Origin of the sequence: Streptomyces sp. NPDC090025 (assembly GCF_044748125.1) — a bacterium.
Classification (GTDB): domain Bacteria; phylum Actinomycetota; class Actinomycetes; order Streptomycetales; family Streptomycetaceae; genus Streptomyces.
In genome coordinates, this window is the sequence record NZ_JBIVFL010000015.1 from 15,514 (window position 1) to 33,325 (window position 17,812).

The 17,812-nt window shown below is 74.6% G+C and carries 15 protein-coding genes; 10 read left to right on the forward strand and 5 right to left on the reverse strand.

The window, feature by feature from the left end; genetic code table 11:
* Window positions 1-240: 240 nt before the first annotated feature.
* Window positions 241-990, reverse strand: coding sequence for a VC0807 family protein (locus tag ACIPXM_RS28295; RefSeq protein WP_401661007.1), 750 nt, complete (start codon window positions 988-990; stop codon window positions 241-243).
* Between the two features lie 512 nt (window positions 991-1,502).
* Here ACIPXM_RS28295 and ACIPXM_RS28300 point away from each other — a divergent pair.
* The 10 genes from ACIPXM_RS28300 to abc-f all read left to right on the forward strand — a co-directional run bounded on the left by ACIPXM_RS28300 (window position 1,503) and on the right by abc-f (window position 14,005).
* Complete coding sequence (locus tag ACIPXM_RS28300; RefSeq protein ID WP_401661010.1) at window positions 1,503-3,245, forward strand: FAD-dependent monooxygenase; 1,743 nt, start codon at window positions 1,503-1,505, stop codon at window positions 3,243-3,245.
* Window positions 3,242-4,528, forward strand: coding sequence for a cytochrome P450 (locus ACIPXM_RS28305; protein WP_401661012.1), 1,287 nt, complete (start codon window positions 3,242-3,244; stop codon window positions 4,526-4,528). The genes ACIPXM_RS28300 and ACIPXM_RS28305 overlap by 4 nt, the downstream gene beginning before the upstream one ends.
* A 258-nt stretch (window positions 4,529-4,786) precedes the next feature.
* Window positions 4,787-5,818, forward strand: coding sequence for a DUF6235 family protein (locus ACIPXM_RS28310; protein WP_401661015.1), 1,032 nt, complete (start codon window positions 4,787-4,789; stop codon window positions 5,816-5,818).
* A 268-nt stretch (window positions 5,819-6,086) separates the two neighbouring features.
* Window positions 6,087-6,572 (forward strand): DUF6423 family protein, encoded by a 486-nt coding sequence (locus ACIPXM_RS28315; RefSeq protein ID WP_401661432.1) that lies wholly within the window; start codon window positions 6,087-6,089, stop codon window positions 6,570-6,572.
* A complete protein-coding gene (locus tag ACIPXM_RS28320) occupies window positions 6,569-8,017 on the forward strand; it encodes an FAD/NAD(P)-binding protein (protein WP_401661018.1) in 1,449 nt (482 codons plus the stop codon). The genes ACIPXM_RS28315 and ACIPXM_RS28320 overlap by 4 nt, the downstream gene beginning before the upstream one ends.
* Window positions 8,010-8,537 (forward strand): DUF6187 family protein, encoded by a 528-nt coding sequence (locus ACIPXM_RS28325; RefSeq protein ID WP_401661021.1) that lies wholly within the window; start codon window positions 8,010-8,012, stop codon window positions 8,535-8,537. The genes ACIPXM_RS28320 and ACIPXM_RS28325 overlap by 8 nt, the downstream gene beginning before the upstream one ends.
* Window positions 8,538-8,544: 7 nt before the next feature.
* Complete coding sequence (locus ACIPXM_RS28330; protein WP_401661024.1) at window positions 8,545-9,093, forward strand: carboxymuconolactone decarboxylase family protein; 549 nt, start codon at window positions 8,545-8,547, stop codon at window positions 9,091-9,093.
* Window positions 9,094-9,315: 222 nt separating this feature from the next.
* Window positions 9,316-11,286, forward strand: a complete 1,971-nt coding sequence (locus ACIPXM_RS28335; protein ID WP_401661026.1) for an amino acid transporter — start codon at window positions 9,316-9,318, stop codon at window positions 11,284-11,286.
* Window positions 11,287-11,368: 82 nt separating this feature from the next.
* Window positions 11,369-12,148, forward strand: coding sequence for an SGNH/GDSL hydrolase family protein (locus tag ACIPXM_RS28340; protein WP_401661029.1), 780 nt, complete (start codon window positions 11,369-11,371; stop codon window positions 12,146-12,148).
* 186 nt (window positions 12,149-12,334) lie between these two features.
* Entirely contained in the window at window positions 12,335-14,005 is a 1,671-nt protein-coding gene (gene abc-f / locus ACIPXM_RS28345) for a ribosomal protection-like ABC-F family protein (RefSeq protein ID WP_401661031.1), read from the forward strand.
* Between the two features lie 53 nt (window positions 14,006-14,058).
* Here the strand turns inward: abc-f and ACIPXM_RS28350 are convergent, their stop codons facing one another.
* The 4 genes from ACIPXM_RS28350 to ACIPXM_RS28365 are packed head-to-tail and all read right to left on the reverse strand — an operon-like array spanning window position 14,059 to window position 17,804.
* The gene (locus ACIPXM_RS28350) at window positions 14,059-14,937 is read right to left on the reverse strand and encodes an ABC transporter ATP-binding protein (RefSeq protein WP_401661033.1); all 879 of its coding nucleotides are present in this window, start codon (window positions 14,935-14,937) and stop codon (window positions 14,059-14,061) included.
* Window positions 14,934-15,947, reverse strand: coding sequence for an ABC transporter ATP-binding protein (locus ACIPXM_RS28355; RefSeq protein WP_401661036.1), 1,014 nt, complete (start codon window positions 15,945-15,947; stop codon window positions 14,934-14,936). The genes ACIPXM_RS28350 and ACIPXM_RS28355 overlap by 4 nt, the downstream gene beginning before the upstream one ends.
* Window positions 15,948-15,954: 7 nt before the next feature.
* Complete coding sequence (locus tag ACIPXM_RS28360) at window positions 15,955-16,848, reverse strand: ABC transporter permease (protein WP_401661038.1); 894 nt, start codon at window positions 16,846-16,848, stop codon at window positions 15,955-15,957.
* The gene (locus tag ACIPXM_RS28365; protein WP_401661435.1) at window positions 16,845-17,804 is read right to left on the reverse strand and encodes an ABC transporter permease; all 960 of its coding nucleotides are present in this window, start codon (window positions 17,802-17,804) and stop codon (window positions 16,845-16,847) included. The genes ACIPXM_RS28360 and ACIPXM_RS28365 overlap by 4 nt, the downstream gene beginning before the upstream one ends.
* Window positions 17,805-17,812: the final 8 nt, after the last annotated feature.

The window sequence follows — 17,812 nt, forward strand, 5'->3', positions numbered from 1 at the left end:
CCGAGGGGCGCATCCGCGATTCCTGTCTGGATTGATGGGACTGCCGGTATTGCCGGTATTGCCGGATCTTCTGGATCTCCTGGGTCTCCTGGGTCTCCCGGCCCGCTGACGTCGTCCGCCGACCGCTTCGGCGGGCACCCCGGGAAGTTCCCGGATTCCTATCGAATCACCCTATATGAGACATAAAGGGCGAGCGCTTCCGCAGGTCCGGGCGGGTCGGTCAGACGTTCGGCACCACCGTCAGACGTTCGGCTCCGACTGGGGGCGGGCCGCCGCCTCGGCCGCCGCCTCGGCCGCCGCCGCGTCCAGGGCGGCCTGACGGGCGTCACCCTCGGCACGGGAGCGCTTGGAGGTGCGGATGGTCCACAGCACGAGCAGGCCGAGGGTGCCGTAGATGAGGAAGGGGTTGACCACGACCATGGCGTCGACGGAGAGGGTGTACGACAGGACGACCCGGACGATCGCCTCGGCCAGGTAGGCGGTGCCCCAGACGATCGTCATCAGGCGCATCACCGAGCGGAAGCCCTCGAACTGCCAGAGCCCGTTCCACCAGGCGTGGCTCTCCGGGGTGCCGTCGGTGGAGAAGCGGCGCCCGAAGTAGTACATCAGCGGCCTCGGGGCGAGCAGGGTGGCCAGGCAGATGACACCGAAGAGGCCGGTCACGGCCGAGTCCTTGACCAGCAGGGCCCGGGTGGAGTGGGTGCCGATCAGCGAGACGACGGCGGTCACCGCGAGCAGGAAGAGGGTGATGATCGCGAACTCGTCCATCTTGCGGTGCCAGGCCAGGTGGACCACGGTGTCGACAACCGGCCACACACCGCTCACGAGCAGCGCGGCGAACTCGCTCCAGCCACGGTCCTCGAGCGCGTTGTAGGTGAGGATCGGCGCGACCACGTTGAGGCCGATGGTGAGCACCCAGCCGATGGCGATGACGGCACCCGACGGGCTGGGCGGTTCCTGCGGGGCCGGTGGGGCCGAGGCTGCTGACATGTTTTCCCCCTGGATCGCGCGGTGTGCGCGGTTGACTCGCGCGAGGTGCGCGGTGACGCCGGTACGACGGCAGGGGCACCGTAGGGCCGCGCCCGTGACGGTCACAAGGCCCGCCGTACCAAATGATCTCCAAGGCGTCCGGAGGCCCGGACTCCGTCTCCGGCCACCCCGCGAGCGTCACTTTTGAGCCGGTCGTCACTCAAACCGACGATGTGATGCACAGGGAGTCATATCGGCAGGTCGAATGCCCCTTGCGCCGGTCCGTACGCCCTGGCGAGGAGTGATCATCGGCGCGCACTCTGAGGAACAGTCCGGAGCCGCTGGTTCCGGGGCGCGGGTGCGGAACACGGCTGCGGGTGCGGAGCACGGCTGCGGGTGGGGGCCGGGGCTTCACGATGCGTTTCGCGCATCCGGCCCGGACGGCCCGGGAGCGTCCCGGCGTGCCGGACCGGGTCCCGGAGTCGATGACGTGCCACGCCGAGGAGTTCCGTGCCGAGGGAGGACGCCCAGCCATGAGCAGGTACGAGAAACCCCGGTCGACGCCGGGGACCTGGGAGACGGACGTCCTGGTGGTGGGCGGCGGTCCGGTCGGACTGGCGCTCGGGCTGGATCTGACCCGGCGCGGGGTGGACTTCACCCTGGTGGAGGCGGGCGACGGGACCAGTGCCGACCCGCGGGTGACCACGGCGGGGCCGCGCGCCATGGAGCTGTTCCGGCGCTGGGGGGTGGCGGACGCGCTGCGCGGCGCGGGCTGGCCGGGCGACCACTCGCTGGACGTCGCCTGGGTGACGGCGGTCGGCGGGCACGAGCTGCACCGGCTGGACTTCGGCACGGCCGCCACCCGGCCGCTGCCCGAGCACACCCCGGAGCCGGCGGCGGTCTGCCCGCAGCACTGGATGACACCGCTGCTCGTCGACCGGCTCGGCCGGCATCCGGACGGTCCGGTACGGCTGCGCTGCCGGCTGCTCGGCTACACCACCGGGCGCGACGGGGTGACGGCCACGGTGGCGACCGGCGACGGGGCGCGGTTCCTGGTGCGGGCGCGCTATCTGGTGGGGTGCGACGGGGCCGGTTCGCCGGTGCGGAAGGCGGCCGGGATCGCGGCGCCCGAGCTGCACGAGGGGCGGACGCTGCGCACCATCGCGTTCCGGGCGCCGGAGCTGCCGAAGCTCCTCGGGCCGCGCGCCCCGCTGATCCACTGTCTGGTGTCGCCGAGCGGGCTGCGCTATCCGCTGCGGGCGGTCGACGGGCGCGGCCTGTACCGGCTGACGGCGCCGGTCGGCACGGCCGCGCCGCTGGAGGTGGTGCGGCGCGCGGTGCCGCTCGACACACCGTTCGAGCTGGTGTCGGACGCGGTGTGGCAGCTGGCCCACCGGGTCGCCGAGCACTACCGGCGCGGCCGGGTGTTCCTGGCCGGGGACGCGGCGCACACGCTGTCGCCGTCCGACGGTCTCGGGATGAGCACGGGCGTGTGCGACGCGGCCGACCTCGGCTGGAAGCTGGCGGCGGCCCTGGCGGGCTGGGCCGGGCCCGCGCTGCTCGACTCGTACCAGGCGGAGCGCCGTCCGGTGGCCCTGGCGGGGGTGGCGGAGGCCCACCGCGATCTGCGCCGTACCCAGCAGCGGAAGATCCCGCTCGCGCTGCTCGACGACGACCCGGCGGGCGCGCGGGCCAGGGCGGTGCTCGGGCGGGAGCTGGCGGACTCCGACGCGCGGCGCGAGTTCGACCGGCCCGAGCTGCATCTCACGTACCGGTACGGCTCCGCGGTGATCGCCGCGGAGCCCGACGACGTCCAGCCAAGCGGGGCGGGCGACGTGGGGCCGGGCGGTCCCGTCCTCAACCGGTCGACGCTGCCGGGCGCCCGCGCGCCGCACGCGTGGCTGGCGCCGGGGCGTTCGACGCTCGATCTGTACGGGGGCGGGTTCGTGCTGCTCTGCCTCGGCGGCGCGGACCAGCCGGGCGGGAGCTGTGGGACCGGCGGGACCGGTGGGAACGGTGGGACCGGGGTGGGGGTCGAACCGGACGGTACGGTACGGGCGTTCGCCGAGCGGCGGGTGCCGCTGCGGGTGGTGCGGTGCGCCGACCCGGAGGTCGCGGCGCGCTACGAGCGGCCGTATGTGCTCGTCCGGCCGGACGGCCATGTGGCCTGGCGCGGCGCGGCACCGCCCCGGTGTCCCGATCTGCTGGTGGACCTGGTGCGCGGGGCGGGCAGGGCGGGCGGGACCGGCCACGGCGGCCCCGGGGTGGGCGCATGAGCGTGGGGTCCAGGTATCTTCCGCCGCGCCGCCCGCTGCCCGAGTTCGACCCCGCCGGGCTCGACCTCGCCGATCCCTACCCGGTCTACCACCGTTACCGGGCGGCGGGCCCGGTGCACCCGGTCCGGCACCCGGGTCCTGGCGCGGGCCCGACGAGCTGGTACGTCTTCGGGTACGCGGAGGTGGCCAGGACGCTGGCCCGCCGGGAGTTCGGCCGGGCGAACCCGGCGACCGGCCGGGCGGCGGCGCCGCCGCCCGGGTACCCGGTGCTGCGTCAAGTGGTGGAGAACTGGCTGGTGTTCCTCGATCCGCCCCGGCACACCCGGCTGCGGACGCTGGTCTCCCCGGCGCTCGGGGCGGGCCCGGTCGCCGCGCTCGGCCCGCGCATCCAGCGGATCGCGCGGCAGCTCGTGGCGCCGCTCGCCGACAGGCCGCCGGGCGAACCGGTCGATCTGGTGGCCGAGTTCGCGGCCCCGCTGCCGCTCCTGGTGATCGCGGGGGTGCTCGGGATCCCGGAGGAGCTGCACGGCTGGTTCCGGGACCGGGCGCTGGTACTGCAACGGGCGGGCAGCACCCGGGGCGACCGGGACGCGGCCGGGACGACGGCGGTGGAGCGGGCGGCGGAGCGGGCGGCGGACGAACTCACCGTGTTCTTCCGGCGGGAGCTGGCTGCCCGGCGCGGCGCGGGCCGGGACCGCGGCGACCTGTTGTCGGCGCTGGTGCGGGCGGCCGACGAGCGGACCTCGCTCACCCCCGAGGAGCAGTCGGCGACCTGCGTCCCTCTGCTGACGGCGGGACATGAGACCACCACCGGGCTGCTCGGCAAGGCGGCGCTCGCCCTGCTGCACCGGCCGGAGCTGCGGGCCGTGCTGCGGGCGGACCCGGCGCTGCTGCCGGGCGCCGTCGACGAGTTCCTGCGGCGCGACCCGCCGGTCCAGATGATCACCCGCTGGGCGCACCGCGACACCCTGCTGGCGGGGCATCCGGTGCGCCGGGGCGACCGGCTGGTGCTCGTCCTGGGCGCGGCCAACCGGGACCCGGAGCGCTTCCCGGACCCGGACCGGCTCGATGTGCGCCGGGAGCACGTCCGGCACTGCGCGTTCGGCCTCGGTGTCCACTACTGCGCGGGCGCGGGTCTGGCCCGGGCGGAGGCGGAGGCCGGTCTGGCGGCGCTCCTGGACGGGCTGCCCGCGCTCGCGCCCGGCGCCCGCCCGGCGGTCGAGGTGCGGTACGCCCCGGACTGGGTGTTCCACGGCCCGGAGCGGCTGACGGTCGTCGCTTGAACATCTCCGCGCGCAGCTGAACACGGGGGCCGGTGGCCGGTTGGCCGCGCCGGGCGGGCCGTGCCCCGGCGGGGCCGTACCCACGCCTACCTCATCCGGGGTTCCGTCGACAGCGGACTTGGCGAGGTCGGCGGGAGGCTTTCCGGCGGTGCTGGTACGAGAGCACTTTCGAAGATGTCGCGTACCGGGGTCGTCACTACTTTCCTAAGTCCCGGACCGTGCAGAGGCACGGTCCCGCCGATGGAATCCGGGGTAGGAATGCGTACATTCGCTGTGCGGGCACAGGACGGAGCGGTCTCCTTCTCGCCGGTGCGCGCCCTGTTGCGCGCCGGTGTCACCGAGGCGTGGCCGCCGCCCGCCCGGGGCGCGCTGCGGTTGGTGGCGCCCGACGATCCCGCGTGCGCGGTGAACGAGGGGGCGGAGGAGAGCCGCGCCGGGCCCGACGGGTCGCCGCACACCGTCTGGGTGGCCCGCACGCTCGGCGCGGTGGCGCGCGCGTGGTTCGACCAGGTGGGTCCCTGCCGGGTCGAGGTGATCGACGCGGAACGGCTCGACGACGCCAGCCGGTTGTTCTTCGCGGCCCTCGCCGAGGTCTCGGAGGGCCGGGTCACCGTCGTGGTCCGGCCCCGGGAACCGTCCGTCGCCGGCCCGGCGCCACTGCCGTCGGTGGCCAGCGCCCGGGAGCGGCGGATCGAGGACCTGGTGGCGGCGCCGGACCTGGCGGACGGCGAGGAGGTCGACTTCCTGTACCGGCAGGCCCTCGCGCACCTGCGCGACGGGGACGCCTGGACGGCCCACCGGCTGCTGGACGCGGTCCTGACCCGGCGTCCGGTCCCGGCGGTCCAACGGGCTCTGCGGTCCGCCCGCGAACTTCTCGTACGGCTCCCCGGCGGACTTCGGGCACCCGGCGCGCCGCCGTCGCCCGGCGGCCAGGCAGCCGACGGCGGCGCGGCACCCGACGCGCGGGAACCGGCCGGGGGCGAGGGCCGGGTCCGTGGCCCGATGCGGCTGCGGGCGGGCTGGGAGCGGCTGGAGAAGTGGTCCGACGGGGCCGGGCAGATCGACCGGAACGCCGTGCACAAGGCCCTGTTCGCCATCGCCGACCGCTCGGCCTTCCGGGCGTACGAGACCGTCGAGGACCCGGCCGAACCGCTCGCGCTGTGCGTGCGGGTCCGGGAACGCCTCGTCCTCAAGGTCCGGGCGCACGACCTCGACACCTTCGACATCGTCGATCTGATCACGATCGGCGAGGCCCCGGGGGTGGACGCGGCGGCCGGCAGGCCGCTCTGAACACGGGTACGCGGGCGGGCCGGGGGACGGTCCGCCCGCGTACCGACGTGCCCCCGACATGCCCTTGACCTGCCTCTGACCTGCCCTCGACCTGCCCCCGACCTGCCTGAGTCGTCGTGAACTCCTTGACCAAGTCCGGGGCCCGTGAAAACGTCGGCCGCGATCAACGATTCACCGCCGCTTTTCATGAACTCTGGGGATTTCGATGGCGCCTTTGGATGTTTCCGGCATAGACGTGTCCTCGCGGGTCCGGGCCCGCGACATTCAGATGGCGGGCGTGGCCGACCTCCGCCGCCGGGTCCTGATGATCTCGGGCGCCATCGACACCGTCGACCACGACGTCTCCGTCAGCGTCAACCTCCCCGAGCCCGGCCGCTGGCAGATCATCAAGGCCGAGACCAACCTGACGGACCGCACCTGGGTGGCCATGCAGGCCGCCACCGACGAGGACTCCGTGTTCGTCGACGGCTCCGAGGCGCTCGTGATGTCACGGCAGTTCTCCAAGTCGTTCCTCACCCCCGACCAGCGCCGTCTGACGTTCTTCGGCGGCGAGGTCCGTCCCGGTGAGTCCGTGGTGAAGATGTACTCCCTGGAGACCACCGGGCGGACGCCCACCTACGCGTACTCCCGGTTCAGCCCGCTCGTCACCGACACCCCCGAGATCACCGCGCGGACCGTCGAGCGGCTGGTGGCCGAGGGCATGCCGCAGCGCCCGGTCGTCGAGGTCATCGTCCCGGTGACGGTCGTCGGGTGATCACCTTCGTCCCCCCGCCGCGGCTGCTCGAGTCGCCGCGCGGCCGTGACTGGCCGCCGATGCCCGCGGGCCACGCGCCGCTCACCCCGCCGCCCGCCACCGCCGACGTGGCCGTGGTCGGCGCCGGGCCCGCCGGGCTCGCGGTGGCGTCCGCCCTGTGGCACCTCGGGGTGCGCGACGTGGCCCTCCTCGACCGCGACGGGCGGCCCTGCGGCCGGTTCCTCGACCGGATCGACACCCTCGGCCAGCGGGTGCTGCGTTCCCCGTACGAGCACCACCCGGGGGTCGAGGGCTACCGCGACTGCGAACTCCTCGACTTCGCCCGGCTGCACTGGTCGTCGCTGACGCCCGACGAGCGCCGCGAGATCCGGATGGCGCAGTCCGGGCACCGCTCCGTCGTGCCCGTCGACGTCTTCGAGGCGTACTGCCGGCACATCGCCACGCTTCATCACGTGGACGAGCGGACCTGGCGGGCGGACGTGCGTGAGGTCCGCCCCGCCGCCGACCGGGTCACCGTGGGCGGGGAGGGCTTCGCGCTGCGCGCCCGGCACGTCGTGCTGTGCCTCGGCGAGGAGCGCCGCGAGGCGCCGGCCGACTGGTGGGAGGGCGAGGCCACGCCCGCCGGGGTGACCTACTGGGACCAGCCCGTCCCGGCGGACGTCCGCCGTCTGGTGGTCGTCGGCGCCGGGCTGAGCGCGGCCCATCTGATCGCGAACGCGCTGAACGCGGGCGTGCGGGTGGACTGGGTGCTGCGCGCCACCGAGGAGCGCTACCAGTGCGCCGACGTGAACGCGTCCTTCTTCCGCGCCGAAGGCCGGGCTCGCTTCGACGGGACGAGCTGGGAGGACCGGCTGGCCCTGATGGGCGGTCACCGGCGGGCGTCCGTCATGTTCGAGTTCCGCCCGCTGATGGAGCGGGCGGAGGCGGAGGGACGGCTCACCGTGCACCGGGGCCGGGCCGTCACCGCGGTCGCCCCGGAGCCGTCGGGCGGACGGGCGGTCGTCCTCGCGGACGGCGAGCGGGTCGTCGGCGACCATGTGGTCCTGGCGCTCGGCACGGTCGTCTCGAACGGCGCGCAGGTGCTGCCCGAGGAGCTCGTGGGCGCCCGGGACGGCTGGCCCGACCTCGACGAGCGGACCCTCGCCTACCGGGCCGCGCCCCAGGTGTCCGCCGTCGGCGCGGCGGCCTGCATGGTGCTGGGCCCCGCCGCGCGCAACATCGACGGCCACCGGGTCGCCACCGCGCGAGTGGCCGGCGCCATCGCCGCCCGGCTGGCCGAGGCCGGACTGCTCCCCCGCGCGCAGGACCCGGCGTGCGTGCCGGCCGGCACGGGCGCGGCGCTCGTACCCGCCGCCCGGGCGGCCCTGGACGGACCCGAAGGACCGGACGGGCACGACGGGCACGACGTGCGGGACGTACCGGAAAGGGAGTTCGCGCATGCCTGACCCGTTCGCCGGAACCTCGGCCGGGATCTCGGGCGCGACCGCGACCGTCCCCGCGCCCGACGACTACGACCCCCGGTTCGCCCTCACACCGGTCGACGAGCCCGCGTTCACCGAGACCGGCGTGATGCTGATGGGTCTCGACACGGACCGGCTGCTCGCCGGTCTCGGCATGGCGGTGCTCGCGGACGATCCGGCCCAGGTGATGCTGGCCGTGGACCGGCTGCGGCACGGGGTCACGGCCACCCTCGACTACGACGTGCTGGTCGAGACCGGCGTCCGCCGCTGGCGCTCGGCCCGCACCGCGATCGACGCCATGGGGCCGGCCGCGGCGACGCCCGTGTCGCTGCGCCGGGCCTGGGAGCAGACCGTGCGGCTGCTCAGCCACTGCGACCTCGGGGACGTCGGTCCCGCCACCCTGGCCCATCTGACCGCCTGCCGGCTGCGCCGGGACGACATCGACCGGTTCGACGCCGACCGGCGCCCCTTCACCACAGAGCGCCCCCTCACCACAGAGAACTGATGCCGCCATGTCCTATCTGACCTCGCTGCCCGCCGACGCCATGCTCCTGCAGGTGTTCCAGAGCCACCCGGAGACCTCGGAGCCGCTGCTCGTGCTGCACGAGCGGCTGCTGCGCGGGCCCTCCCCGTTCACCGTCGCCGAGCGCGAGCTGATGGCCGCCTATGTGTCCGGACTGAACGCGTGCGGCTACTGCCACGGCATCCACACCGCCACCGCCGAGGCGTTCGGGGTCCCCGAGGGGCTGCTCGCCGCGGCGCTCGCGGACCTGGACTCCGCCCCGGTGGAGGAGCGGCTCAAGCCGGTGCTCCGCTACCTCGCCGTGCTCACCCGCACCCCGGACCGGCTCACCGAGCGGGACGCCGAGGCGGTCCGCGCGGCGGGCTGGGACGACCGGGCGCTGTACGACGCGGTCCTGGTCGGGGCCCTGTTCAACTTCATGAACCGGATGGTGGAGGGCCTCGGCATCGTCGCGGACCCGGCGTACGTGCCGGTCTCGGCGGCCCGGCTGCACGAGCACGGCTACACCGCGCTGGCGGGCGCGCCCGCCGCCGGCTGACCGGGCGGGGGGCCACGGGAGGTCCGGGGCGGGAAGAGGTCCGGGGCGGCAGGAGGCGGGCCCGGCGGGTGACGTGGGTAACGGCCGCCGGGGGGATCTTGACGGTTTCCATACGCGCGGGCGGCCGTTCCGTACGTACGGCGTGCGTACGCTGACTCGGCCGCCGTCCGTTCGATGGCCGAAACCCGACCCCGCGCCGTACCGGACAGCAGGAGCCCCTCGATGGCCACGCCACCGCCCGCCCCCACCAGCCGCCTTCGGGCATGGATGCTGGAGGGCCTGTCCGACATGGGCAAGGGGCGGCCGGGTGCCGCGCCGCCGGAGGCCGCTGGGCAGCCTCAGGGGCAGCCGGAGCACAAGGGCCAGCCGTGGTGGCGGGTCATGTGTCTGACCGGTGTGGACTACTTCTCGACACTCGGCTACCAGCCGGGCATCGCGGCCCTGGCCGCCGGGCTCCTTTCGCCGGTCGCGACGGTCGTCCTGGTGGTCGTGACCCTGGCGGGCGCGCTGCCGGTGTACCGGCGGGTGGCGGAGGAGAGTCCGCACGGCGAGGGCTCGATCGCGATGCTGTCGCGGCTGCTCTCGAAGTGGAAGGGCAAGCTGTTCGTCCTGACCCTGCTGGGCTTCGCGGCGACCGACTTCCTCATCACCATCACGCTGTCGGCGGCGGACGCCTCCACCCACCTGGTGGAGAACCCGCATCTGGAGAACGCGCTGCACGACAAGCAGCTGGTGATCACCCTGATCCTGATCGCGCTGCTCGGGGCGGTGTTCCTCAAGGGCTTCCTGGAGGCCATCGGGGTCGCGGTCGCGCTGGTCGGCGTCTATCTGCTGCTGAACGCGGTGGTGGTGGTCACCGGCCTGTGGCACGTGGCGACCGAGGGCCATGTGGTCACCGACTGGTCGAGCGCGCTGACCCAGGAGCACGGGAACGTGTTCGCGATGGTCGGGGTGGCGCTGCTCGTGTTCCCGAAGCTGGCGCTCGGACTGTCCGGCTTCGAGACCGGGGTCGCGGTGATGCCGCATGTGAAGGGCGACCCGGACGACACCGAGGAGCGCCCGGCGGGCCGGATCCGGGGCACCAAGAAGCTGCTGACCACGGCGGCGCTGATCATGAGCGTCTTCCTGATCACCACCAGCTTCATGACGACGGTGCTGATCCCGCACGAGGAGTTCGAGTCGGGCGGCAAGGCGAACGGCCGCGCGCTGGCGTATCTCGCGCACGAGTACCTGGGCAACACCTTCGGCACGGTCTACGACGTCGCCACGATCGCGATCCTGTGGTTCGCGGGGGCGTCGGCGCTCGCGGGTCTGCTGAACCTGATGCCGCGCTATCTGCCGAAGTACGGCATGGCGCCGCACTGGGCCCGCGCGGTGCGGCCGATGGTCATCGTCTTCATCCTGGTCGCGTTCCTGGTGACGTGGATCTTCGACGCCGATGTCGACGCCCAGGGCGGCGCGTACGCCACCGGTGTCCTGGTGCTCATCTGCTCGGCGGCGATCGCGGTGACCATCGCGGCGCACAAGGCGGGGCAGCGCGGCTGGACGATCGGCTTCGGCGTGATCTCGGTGGTGTTCCTCTACACCACCGTCGTGAACGTGATCGAGCGTCCGGACGGCGTGAAGATCGGTGCCTGTTTCATCGCCGGGATCATCCTGGTGTCGCTGCTCTCCCGGCTCGGCCGCGCCTTCGAACTGCGGGTCACCCATGTCGAGCTCGACGAGCTGGCCCAGCGCTTCGTCCAGGACATCGCCCGCCGTACGCCGCGGCTGATCGCCAACGAGCCGGACCAGCGGGACGCCACCGAGTACCGCGAGAAGATCGAGCAGATCCGCAACGACAACGACCTGTCGCCGCAGGAGGACTTCGTCTTCGTGGAGGTGACGGTCACCGACCCGTCGGAGTTCGAGGCGGGTCTGGTGGTCCGGGGCGAGGTGCTGCACGACCGCTACCGGGTGCTCACGGTGGAGAGCTCGTCGATCCCGAACGCGCTGGCGGCGCTGCTGCTGCACGTGCGGGACACCACGGGGGCGCGGCCGCACATCTACTTCGAGTGGACGGAGGGCAATCCGTTCACCAACTTCCTGCGGTTCTTCCTGTTCGGGCAGGGCGAGGTGGCGCCGGTGACGCGTGAGGTGCTGCGCGAGGCCGAGCCGGACCGGGAGCGGCGGCCGCGGGTGCACGTGGGCTGAGCCGTACGGCCGCGACCCACCCCCCTATACTCAACAAAGTTAATAGGTGCGGTGCTGGGATCAGCGTGAGCGAGGCGGGCCGGTGTTCCTGCGGTACGTCGCCCTGGGCGACAGTCAGACGGAGGGTGTCGGCGACGGCGACGACACCACGGGGCTGCGCGGCTGGGCCGACCGGCTCGCCGAGACGGTGGCGCGGTCGAGCCCGGAGCTGCGGTACGCGAATCTGGCGGTACGGGGACGGCTCGCCGGGCAGGTACGGGCCGAGCAGCTCGGGCCCGCGCTCGCCCTGGCGCCCGACCTGGCGACCGTCGTCGCCGGGGTGAACGACCTGCTGCGGCCCCGCTTCGACGCGGACGAGGTGGGCGGCCACCTGGCGGCGATGTTCGCCGCGCTCACCGCGACGGGCACCCGGGTGGTCACCGTCGCCGCCCCCGACCTCACCCGGCTGATCCCGGCCGCCCGGCCGCTGGCGCCCCGGATCACCGCCCTGAACGCGGCCGTACGGGAGGCCGCCCGCCCGCACGGCGTCACCGTCGTCGAGATCGACCGGCACCCGGCGTCCACCGACCCCCGGCTGTGGAGCACCGACCGGCTGCACGCCTCCTCGCTCGGCCACACCCTGATCGCCGCCGCCTTCGCCGAGGCCCTGGCCCTGCCGGGCGCCGACGACTCCTGGACCCGCCCGCTGCCGCCGGCCGCCGTCCGGCCGCCCTCCGGCGTCCGCGCCCTGACCGCCGAGGCCGCCTGGGTCGCCGGTTTCCTCGGCCCCTGGATCGGCCGCCGTCTGCGCGGCCGCTCCTCGGGCGACGGCCGCACGGCGAAGCGCCCGGAGCCTGCGCCGGTGACGGCCGCGCGCGAATAATCGCGCGCGGTGCCCGCGCCCGGTTTGTTACCGTCGAAGCGTGAGTTCGCACTACTACTTCCTCTGATCCCGGCCCCCGGACCCGGCCCGAGCCGCCGACGCCTGTGACGCGTCCCGCGGCGGGCCGCCCGTGTCCGTGCCCGCCCGGCAGATCAGACAGTCGAACCCACCTTCAGGGACTCCCCCATGCGCGACCGCGCCCAGCTCACCCTTCACCATGTCTCCCGGACCTACGGCACCCGCCGGGTCCTCGACGACGTCTCCTTCTCCGTCCGGCCCGGCGAGCGGGCCGCCGTCGTCGGCGAGAACGGCTCCGGCAAGTCCACCCTGCTCCGGCTGATCGCCGGGACCGAGGCGCCCGACGCCGGGGAGGTCACCGTGCGGTTCCCCGGCTCCGTCGCCCGGCTCGCCCAGACCCTCGGCGAGACGTACGACGTCGGCCCCGGGCACACCGTCCAGGACACCGTCGACGCCGCGCTCGCCGGACTCCGCACCCTCGAAGCCCGGTTGCGGGAGGCCGAACGCGGCCTCGGCGAGGCCACCGACGAACAGCTCGCCGCGTACGGGGAGTTGCTCGACCGCTTCCAGGAACGCGGCGGTTACGAGGCGGACGCCGGGGTCGCCGCCGCGCTGCACGGGCTCGGGCTCGGGCACATCGGGCCCGAGCGGCGGGTCGGCACGCTGTCCGGCGGGGAGCAGTCCCGGCTGGCGCTCGCCTGTGTGCTCGCCTCGGGCGCCGAACTGCTGCTGCTCGACGAGCCGACCAACCATCTCGACCGGGCCGCCGTGCGCTGGCTCCAGGAGCGGCTGCGCGCCCATCGCGGGACGGTCGTCGTGGTCACCCACGACCGGGCCTTCCTGGAGGCGACGGCCACCGTGATCCTGGAGGTCGACCGGGACACCCGTACCGTCACCCGCTACGGCGACGGCTGGGCCGGATACCGTACGGCCAGGGCGGCGGCCCGGCGCAGGCAGGCGCAGGAGCACCAGGAGTGGTGCGACGAGGTGGCCCGCACCGAGGATCTGGTGGCCGCGGCCGGGCAGCGGCTCGCCGCCACCGGGCGCGACCCCCGGCAGGGTTTCGGCAAGCACCGCAGGTCCAGCGAGAACAAACTGTCCGGGCAGGTGCGGGCGGCCCGGGTGCGGCTGACGGAGCTGCGGGAGCGGCCGGTGGCCGCGCCGCCCGAGCCGCTGCGGTTCCTGGCCCGGTTCGACGGCCCCTTCGACGGCCCGGACGGGAGCGATTCCGCCACCGGGGCCGGGCACGGCCCCCGGGTCACGCTGTCCGGGGTGACGGTCGGCGACCGGCTCGCGCTCGACACGCTCGACCTCGGGCCCGGCGACCGGTTGCTGGTCTCCGGGCCCAACGGGGCCGGGAAGAGCACCCTGTTGAAGGTGCTCGCGGGTGAACTCGCCCCGGACGGCGGCGAGGTGAGGCTGCCGGAGCGGATCGGGCACCTCGCCCAGGAGCTGCCCGCGACCGCGCCCGCCGCACCGCTGCTCACCGCCTACGCGCAGGGCAGGCCGGGGCTGCCCGAGGAGCACCGGGCGGAGCTGCTCGGCCTCGGTCTGTTCCGCGCGGAGGACCTGCACGTCCCGGTGCGGTCGCTCTCGGTGGGGCAGCGGCGGCGGCTCGAACTGGCCCGGCTCGTGACCCGGCCGGTGGATCTGCTGGTCCTGGACGAGCCGACCAACCATCTGGCCCTGGCGCTCGTCGAGGAACTGGAGGCGGCGCTCGCCGGGTTCCCCGGCGCGGTGGTCGCGGTCTCGCACGACCCGTCGTTCCAGGCGGCGTTCGGCGGCGACCGGCTCGAACTCCGGGCGGGGCGTGCGGTGTCGGCGACCGCCGCACGGTGAGGACGGGCACGGTACCGGCCCCCGCGCCGGTACCGGTCCCGCCGCCGGGTCCGTCAGCCGACCGCCGACCTGGCCTCGGCGATCCGCGCCGGGTCCCAGCCCCGGCGCGGCACCGAGTCGAGCAGCAGCCGGGTGTACGGGTGCCGGGGCGCGTCGAGGACCTGGCCGGTCGGCCCGGCCTCGACGATCCGGCCGTGCCGCAGCACCACGACCTCCTCGGTCACGTGCCGCACGACCCCCAGGTCGTGGGTGACGAAGAGATAGCCGACGCCCGCCTCCCGCCGGATGGTGGCGAGGAGTTCGAGGATCTGCGCCTGGATGGAGACGTCGAGCGCGGCGACCGCCTCGTCGAGCACGAGCACCCGGGGTTCGGCGGCGAGCGCCCGGGCGATGGCGACGCGCTGGCGCTGGCCGCCGGACAGCGCCCGGGGCAGTGCGGCGGCCTCGCGCGGTCCGAGGCCGACCTGGTCGAGGAGTTCGGTGACCCGGGCGGCGCGGGCCGCCGGGCCGAGCGGGGAGTGCAGCCGCAGCACCTCGTCGACGCAGCCGCCGACGGTGATCCGCGGGTCGAGGGAGAGGTACGGGTCCTGGAACACCATCTGGATCTCGCGCGCCCTGGCCAGCCGCTCGGCCCGGCCGCGCGGGCGGGCGGAGCGGTCCCGGCCGTCCAGGGTGACGGTGCCCGCCTCGGCCCGTTCCAGGCCGACCAGCATCCGCACGGTGGTGGTCTTGCCGCTGCCCGACTCCCCCACGATGCCGAGGGAGGAGCCGGGGGCGAGGCGGAACGACACGTCGTCGACGGCGACATGGTCCCCGTACGTCTTGCGGAGCCCGCGCACCACCAGGCCGGACCCGGCCGTGGCGGGGGCATCGTCAGGGGTCGGCCCGGTCCACGGGATCGGTCCGGTCGGCTCGGTCGGCTCTCTCGTCACAGCAGGATCCCTTCGTCGGCGCGGTGGCAGGCGGCGTGCCCTTCGCCGTAGGGCAGCAGCGCCGGGGCCTCGGCCGTGCAGCGCGGCAGGGCGTGGGCGCAGCGGGCGGCGAAGGCGCAGCCGGGCGGGGCCTCGGCGACCGAGACCGGGCGGCCGGGGATCGGGCGGGGCGGCGGGGCGCCGGGGTCGAGGCGCGGGGTGCAGGAGAGCAGTCCCGCGGTGTAGGGGTGGCGGGGCCGGTCGAAGAGGGCGTGGGTGGAGCCCGTCTCGACGATCCGCCCGGCGTACATCACGTACACCCGGTCGCAGATGGCGGCGGCGAGTTCGAGGTCGTGGGTGACGAAGAGGAGTCCGGTGCCGCGTTCGGCCTGGAGCCGGGTGAGGATCGCGATGATCTCGGCCTGGGTGGTGACGTCGAGCGCGGTGGTGGGTTCGTCGGCGACGAGGAGCGCCGGGTCGGCGGCGAGCGCGGCGGCGATCACGACGCGCTGGAGCATGCCGCCGGAGAACTCGTGCGGGCGGCGGCGGAGCGCGCCGCGCGGGTCGCGGATGCCGACGGCGGCGAGGAGTTCGGCGGCGCGTTCGGTGGCCTTGGCGGCCGGGGTGCCGGCGGCGCGCAGGCCCTCGGTGACGAAGTCGCCGATGCGGCGCAGCGGGTTGACGGAGGCGCGCGGGTCCTGGAAGACCATGGCGGCCCGGCGGGCGCGCAGGTCCGCGAGGGTGTTGCGGTCCATGCCGAGGACGTCCTGGCCGCCGACCCTGACCTGGCCCTCGGTGGTGGCGCCGCGCGGCAGCAGGCCGAGCACGGTGCGGCAGGCGACGGACTTGCCGGAGCCGGACTCGCCGACCAGGCCGACGGTCTCGCCGGGGGCGACGGTCAGCGAGACGCCGTCGAGGAGCGGGCGGGCGGCCCGGCCGGCGGGCAGCCGGAGGGTGAGCCGGTCGATCTGGAGGACCGGGGCGGCGGCGGGGGCCGCGCCGGACGGGATCGTCTGGGGGTGGGTGGTCATGGCTGGTTCAGCGCTCCCGCTTCGCGATCCGGTCGGCGATGCCCTCGCCGACGATGCCGAACGCCACGACGGCGAGGACGATGGCGAAGGACGGGGCGAGCGCGGGCAGCATCGCGCCCTGCTGGATCGCCGACTGGCCCTCGTTGATCATGGCGCCCCAGTCGGCGGTCGGCGGCTGGACGCCGAAGCCGAGGAAGGACAGGGCGGCCAGGTCCATCAGGGCGTAGCCGAAGTTCATCGCGGACTGGGCGAGCACGGTCGGCGCGATGTTGGGCAGCAGATGGCGTACGCAGATGGTCCAGCCGGACCAGCCCTGGACGCGGTACGCCTCCAGGTAGGGGCGGGCCTTCTCCTGGCGGGCGATGCCGCGCACGAGGCGGCCGACGTACGGGGTGTAGGCGACGGCCATGGCGACGACGGGTCCGGTCATGCCGGAGCCGACGACCGCGACCAGCATGATCGCGACGAGCAGTCCGGGGATGGCGAAGACCAGGTCCATGGAGCGGGAGAGCAGGGTGTCGGCCCAGCCGCCGCGCCAGCCCGCGATGACGCCGAGGGCGGTGCCGAGCACGGTGGAGACGGCGACGACGAGCAGCGGGCCGAGGAGTCCGGTGCGGGCGCCGTGCAACAGCCGGGACAGGACGTCGCGGCCCGACTGGTCGGTGCCGAGGAGGTGGTCGCCGCTGGTGCCGACCAGGCTGGCGGACAGGTCCATGCCCTCGGGGTCGTACGGGGCGATCAGCGGCGCGAACACGGCGACCAGGACCAGCGCGGCGAGCACCAGGACGGCCGCGGTGAACAGCGGGCCCTGGGCGCCGAGGGCGCGCAGGCCGCGCAGGCCGGGTCGGCGGCGCAGGGCCGTCGCGGGTTCGGCCGCACCGGGGTGTGCGGTGAGGGTCATGAGGTGCCTTCCCCGTGGGTGAGCAGGGTGAGCCGGGGGTCGATCAGCGGCGCGAGCAGGTCGACGGCCAGGTTGGCGAGGACGAACGCGGCGACGCTGAGCAGGGTGACGGCCTGGACGACGGCGAAGTCCTGCGAGGTGACGGACTGGACCAGGAGCGAGCCGAGTCCCGGCACGTCGAAGGCGGTCTCGACGATGGAGGTGGTGACCAGGAGTCCGGCCAGCATGGTGCCGCCGACGGTGACGACCGGGCCGAGGCTGTTGCGCAGTACGTGGCGGCGGACCACGGTCCGGCCCGCGACGCCGCGGGCGCGGGCCACCTCGACGTGTTCGCGGCCGAGTTCGTCGAGCATCGCGGACCGGGTGACCCGGGCCAGGAGTCCGGCGAAGGTGGTGGCGAGCGCGAAGGCGGGCAGGGTGAGGTGGTAGAGCCGGTCGCCGAGTCCTTCCGGGGTGCCGCCGGGTCCCGGGAACCAGCCGAGCCGCACCGAGAACAGCGACACCAGGGCGATGGCGCTGACGAAGGACGGGGTGGCGGTGGCGATGCCGGTGCCGATGAGGACGAGACGGTCGACGAGCCCGGGGCGCAGCGCGGCGAGCACTCCGGCGGTGACGCCGAGCAGGGCGACGAGCAGCGCCGCGTACCCGACGAGCAGCAGGGTGCCGCCGAGCCGGGAGCCGAGGAGTTCGGCGACGGGCTGGTGGTACTGGGCGGAGCGGCCGAAGTCGCCGTGCAGGGCGTCGCCGAGCCAGCTGAGGTACTGGGCGGCGAGCGGGTCGTCGAGGTGGTGCTCGGCGCGCAGGGCGGCGACGGTCTCGGGGGTGGCGGGGCGGCCGTGGAGCAGGAAGGTGACCGGGTCGCCGGGGGCGAGGTGGATGCTGGCGAAGACGAGGAAGGAGGTGACGAGCAGGACGCCGAGGAGTCCGGCGAGCCGTCCGGCCAGGTAGCGGGTCAGGCCCGGGA

Excerpts from the sequence above, each read along its gene's own strand:
- ACIPXM_RS28295 (WP_401661007.1), bottom strand. The coding sequence starts at position 990 with ATGTCAGCAGCCTCGGCCCCACCGGCCCCGCAGGAACCGCCCAGCCCG.
- ACIPXM_RS28300 (WP_401661010.1), top strand. The coding sequence starts at position 1,503 with ATGAGCAGGTACGAGAAACCCCGGTCGACGCCGGGGACCTGGGAGACG.
- ACIPXM_RS28305 (WP_401661012.1), top strand. The coding sequence starts at position 3,242 with ATGAGCGTGGGGTCCAGGTATCTTCCGCCGCGCCGCCCGCTGCCCGAG.
- ACIPXM_RS28310 (WP_401661015.1), top strand. The coding sequence starts at position 4,787 with ATGCGTACATTCGCTGTGCGGGCACAGGACGGAGCGGTCTCCTTCTCG.
- ACIPXM_RS28315 (WP_401661432.1), top strand. The coding sequence starts at position 6,087 with ATGGCGGGCGTGGCCGACCTCCGCCGCCGGGTCCTGATGATCTCGGGC.
- ACIPXM_RS28325 (WP_401661021.1), top strand. The coding sequence starts at position 8,010 with ATGCCTGACCCGTTCGCCGGAACCTCGGCCGGGATCTCGGGCGCGACC.
- ACIPXM_RS28330 (WP_401661024.1), top strand. The coding sequence starts at position 8,545 with ATGTCCTATCTGACCTCGCTGCCCGCCGACGCCATGCTCCTGCAGGTG.
- ACIPXM_RS28335 (WP_401661026.1), top strand. The coding sequence starts at position 9,316 with ATGGCCACGCCACCGCCCGCCCCCACCAGCCGCCTTCGGGCATGGATG.
- abc-f (WP_401661031.1), top strand. The coding sequence starts at position 12,335 with ATGCGCGACCGCGCCCAGCTCACCCTTCACCATGTCTCCCGGACCTAC.
- ACIPXM_RS28355 (WP_401661036.1), bottom strand. The coding sequence starts at position 15,947 with ATGACCACCCACCCCCAGACGATCCCGTCCGGCGCGGCCCCCGCCGCC.
- ACIPXM_RS28360 (WP_401661038.1), bottom strand. The coding sequence starts at position 16,848 with ATGACCCTCACCGCACACCCCGGTGCGGCCGAACCCGCGACGGCCCTG.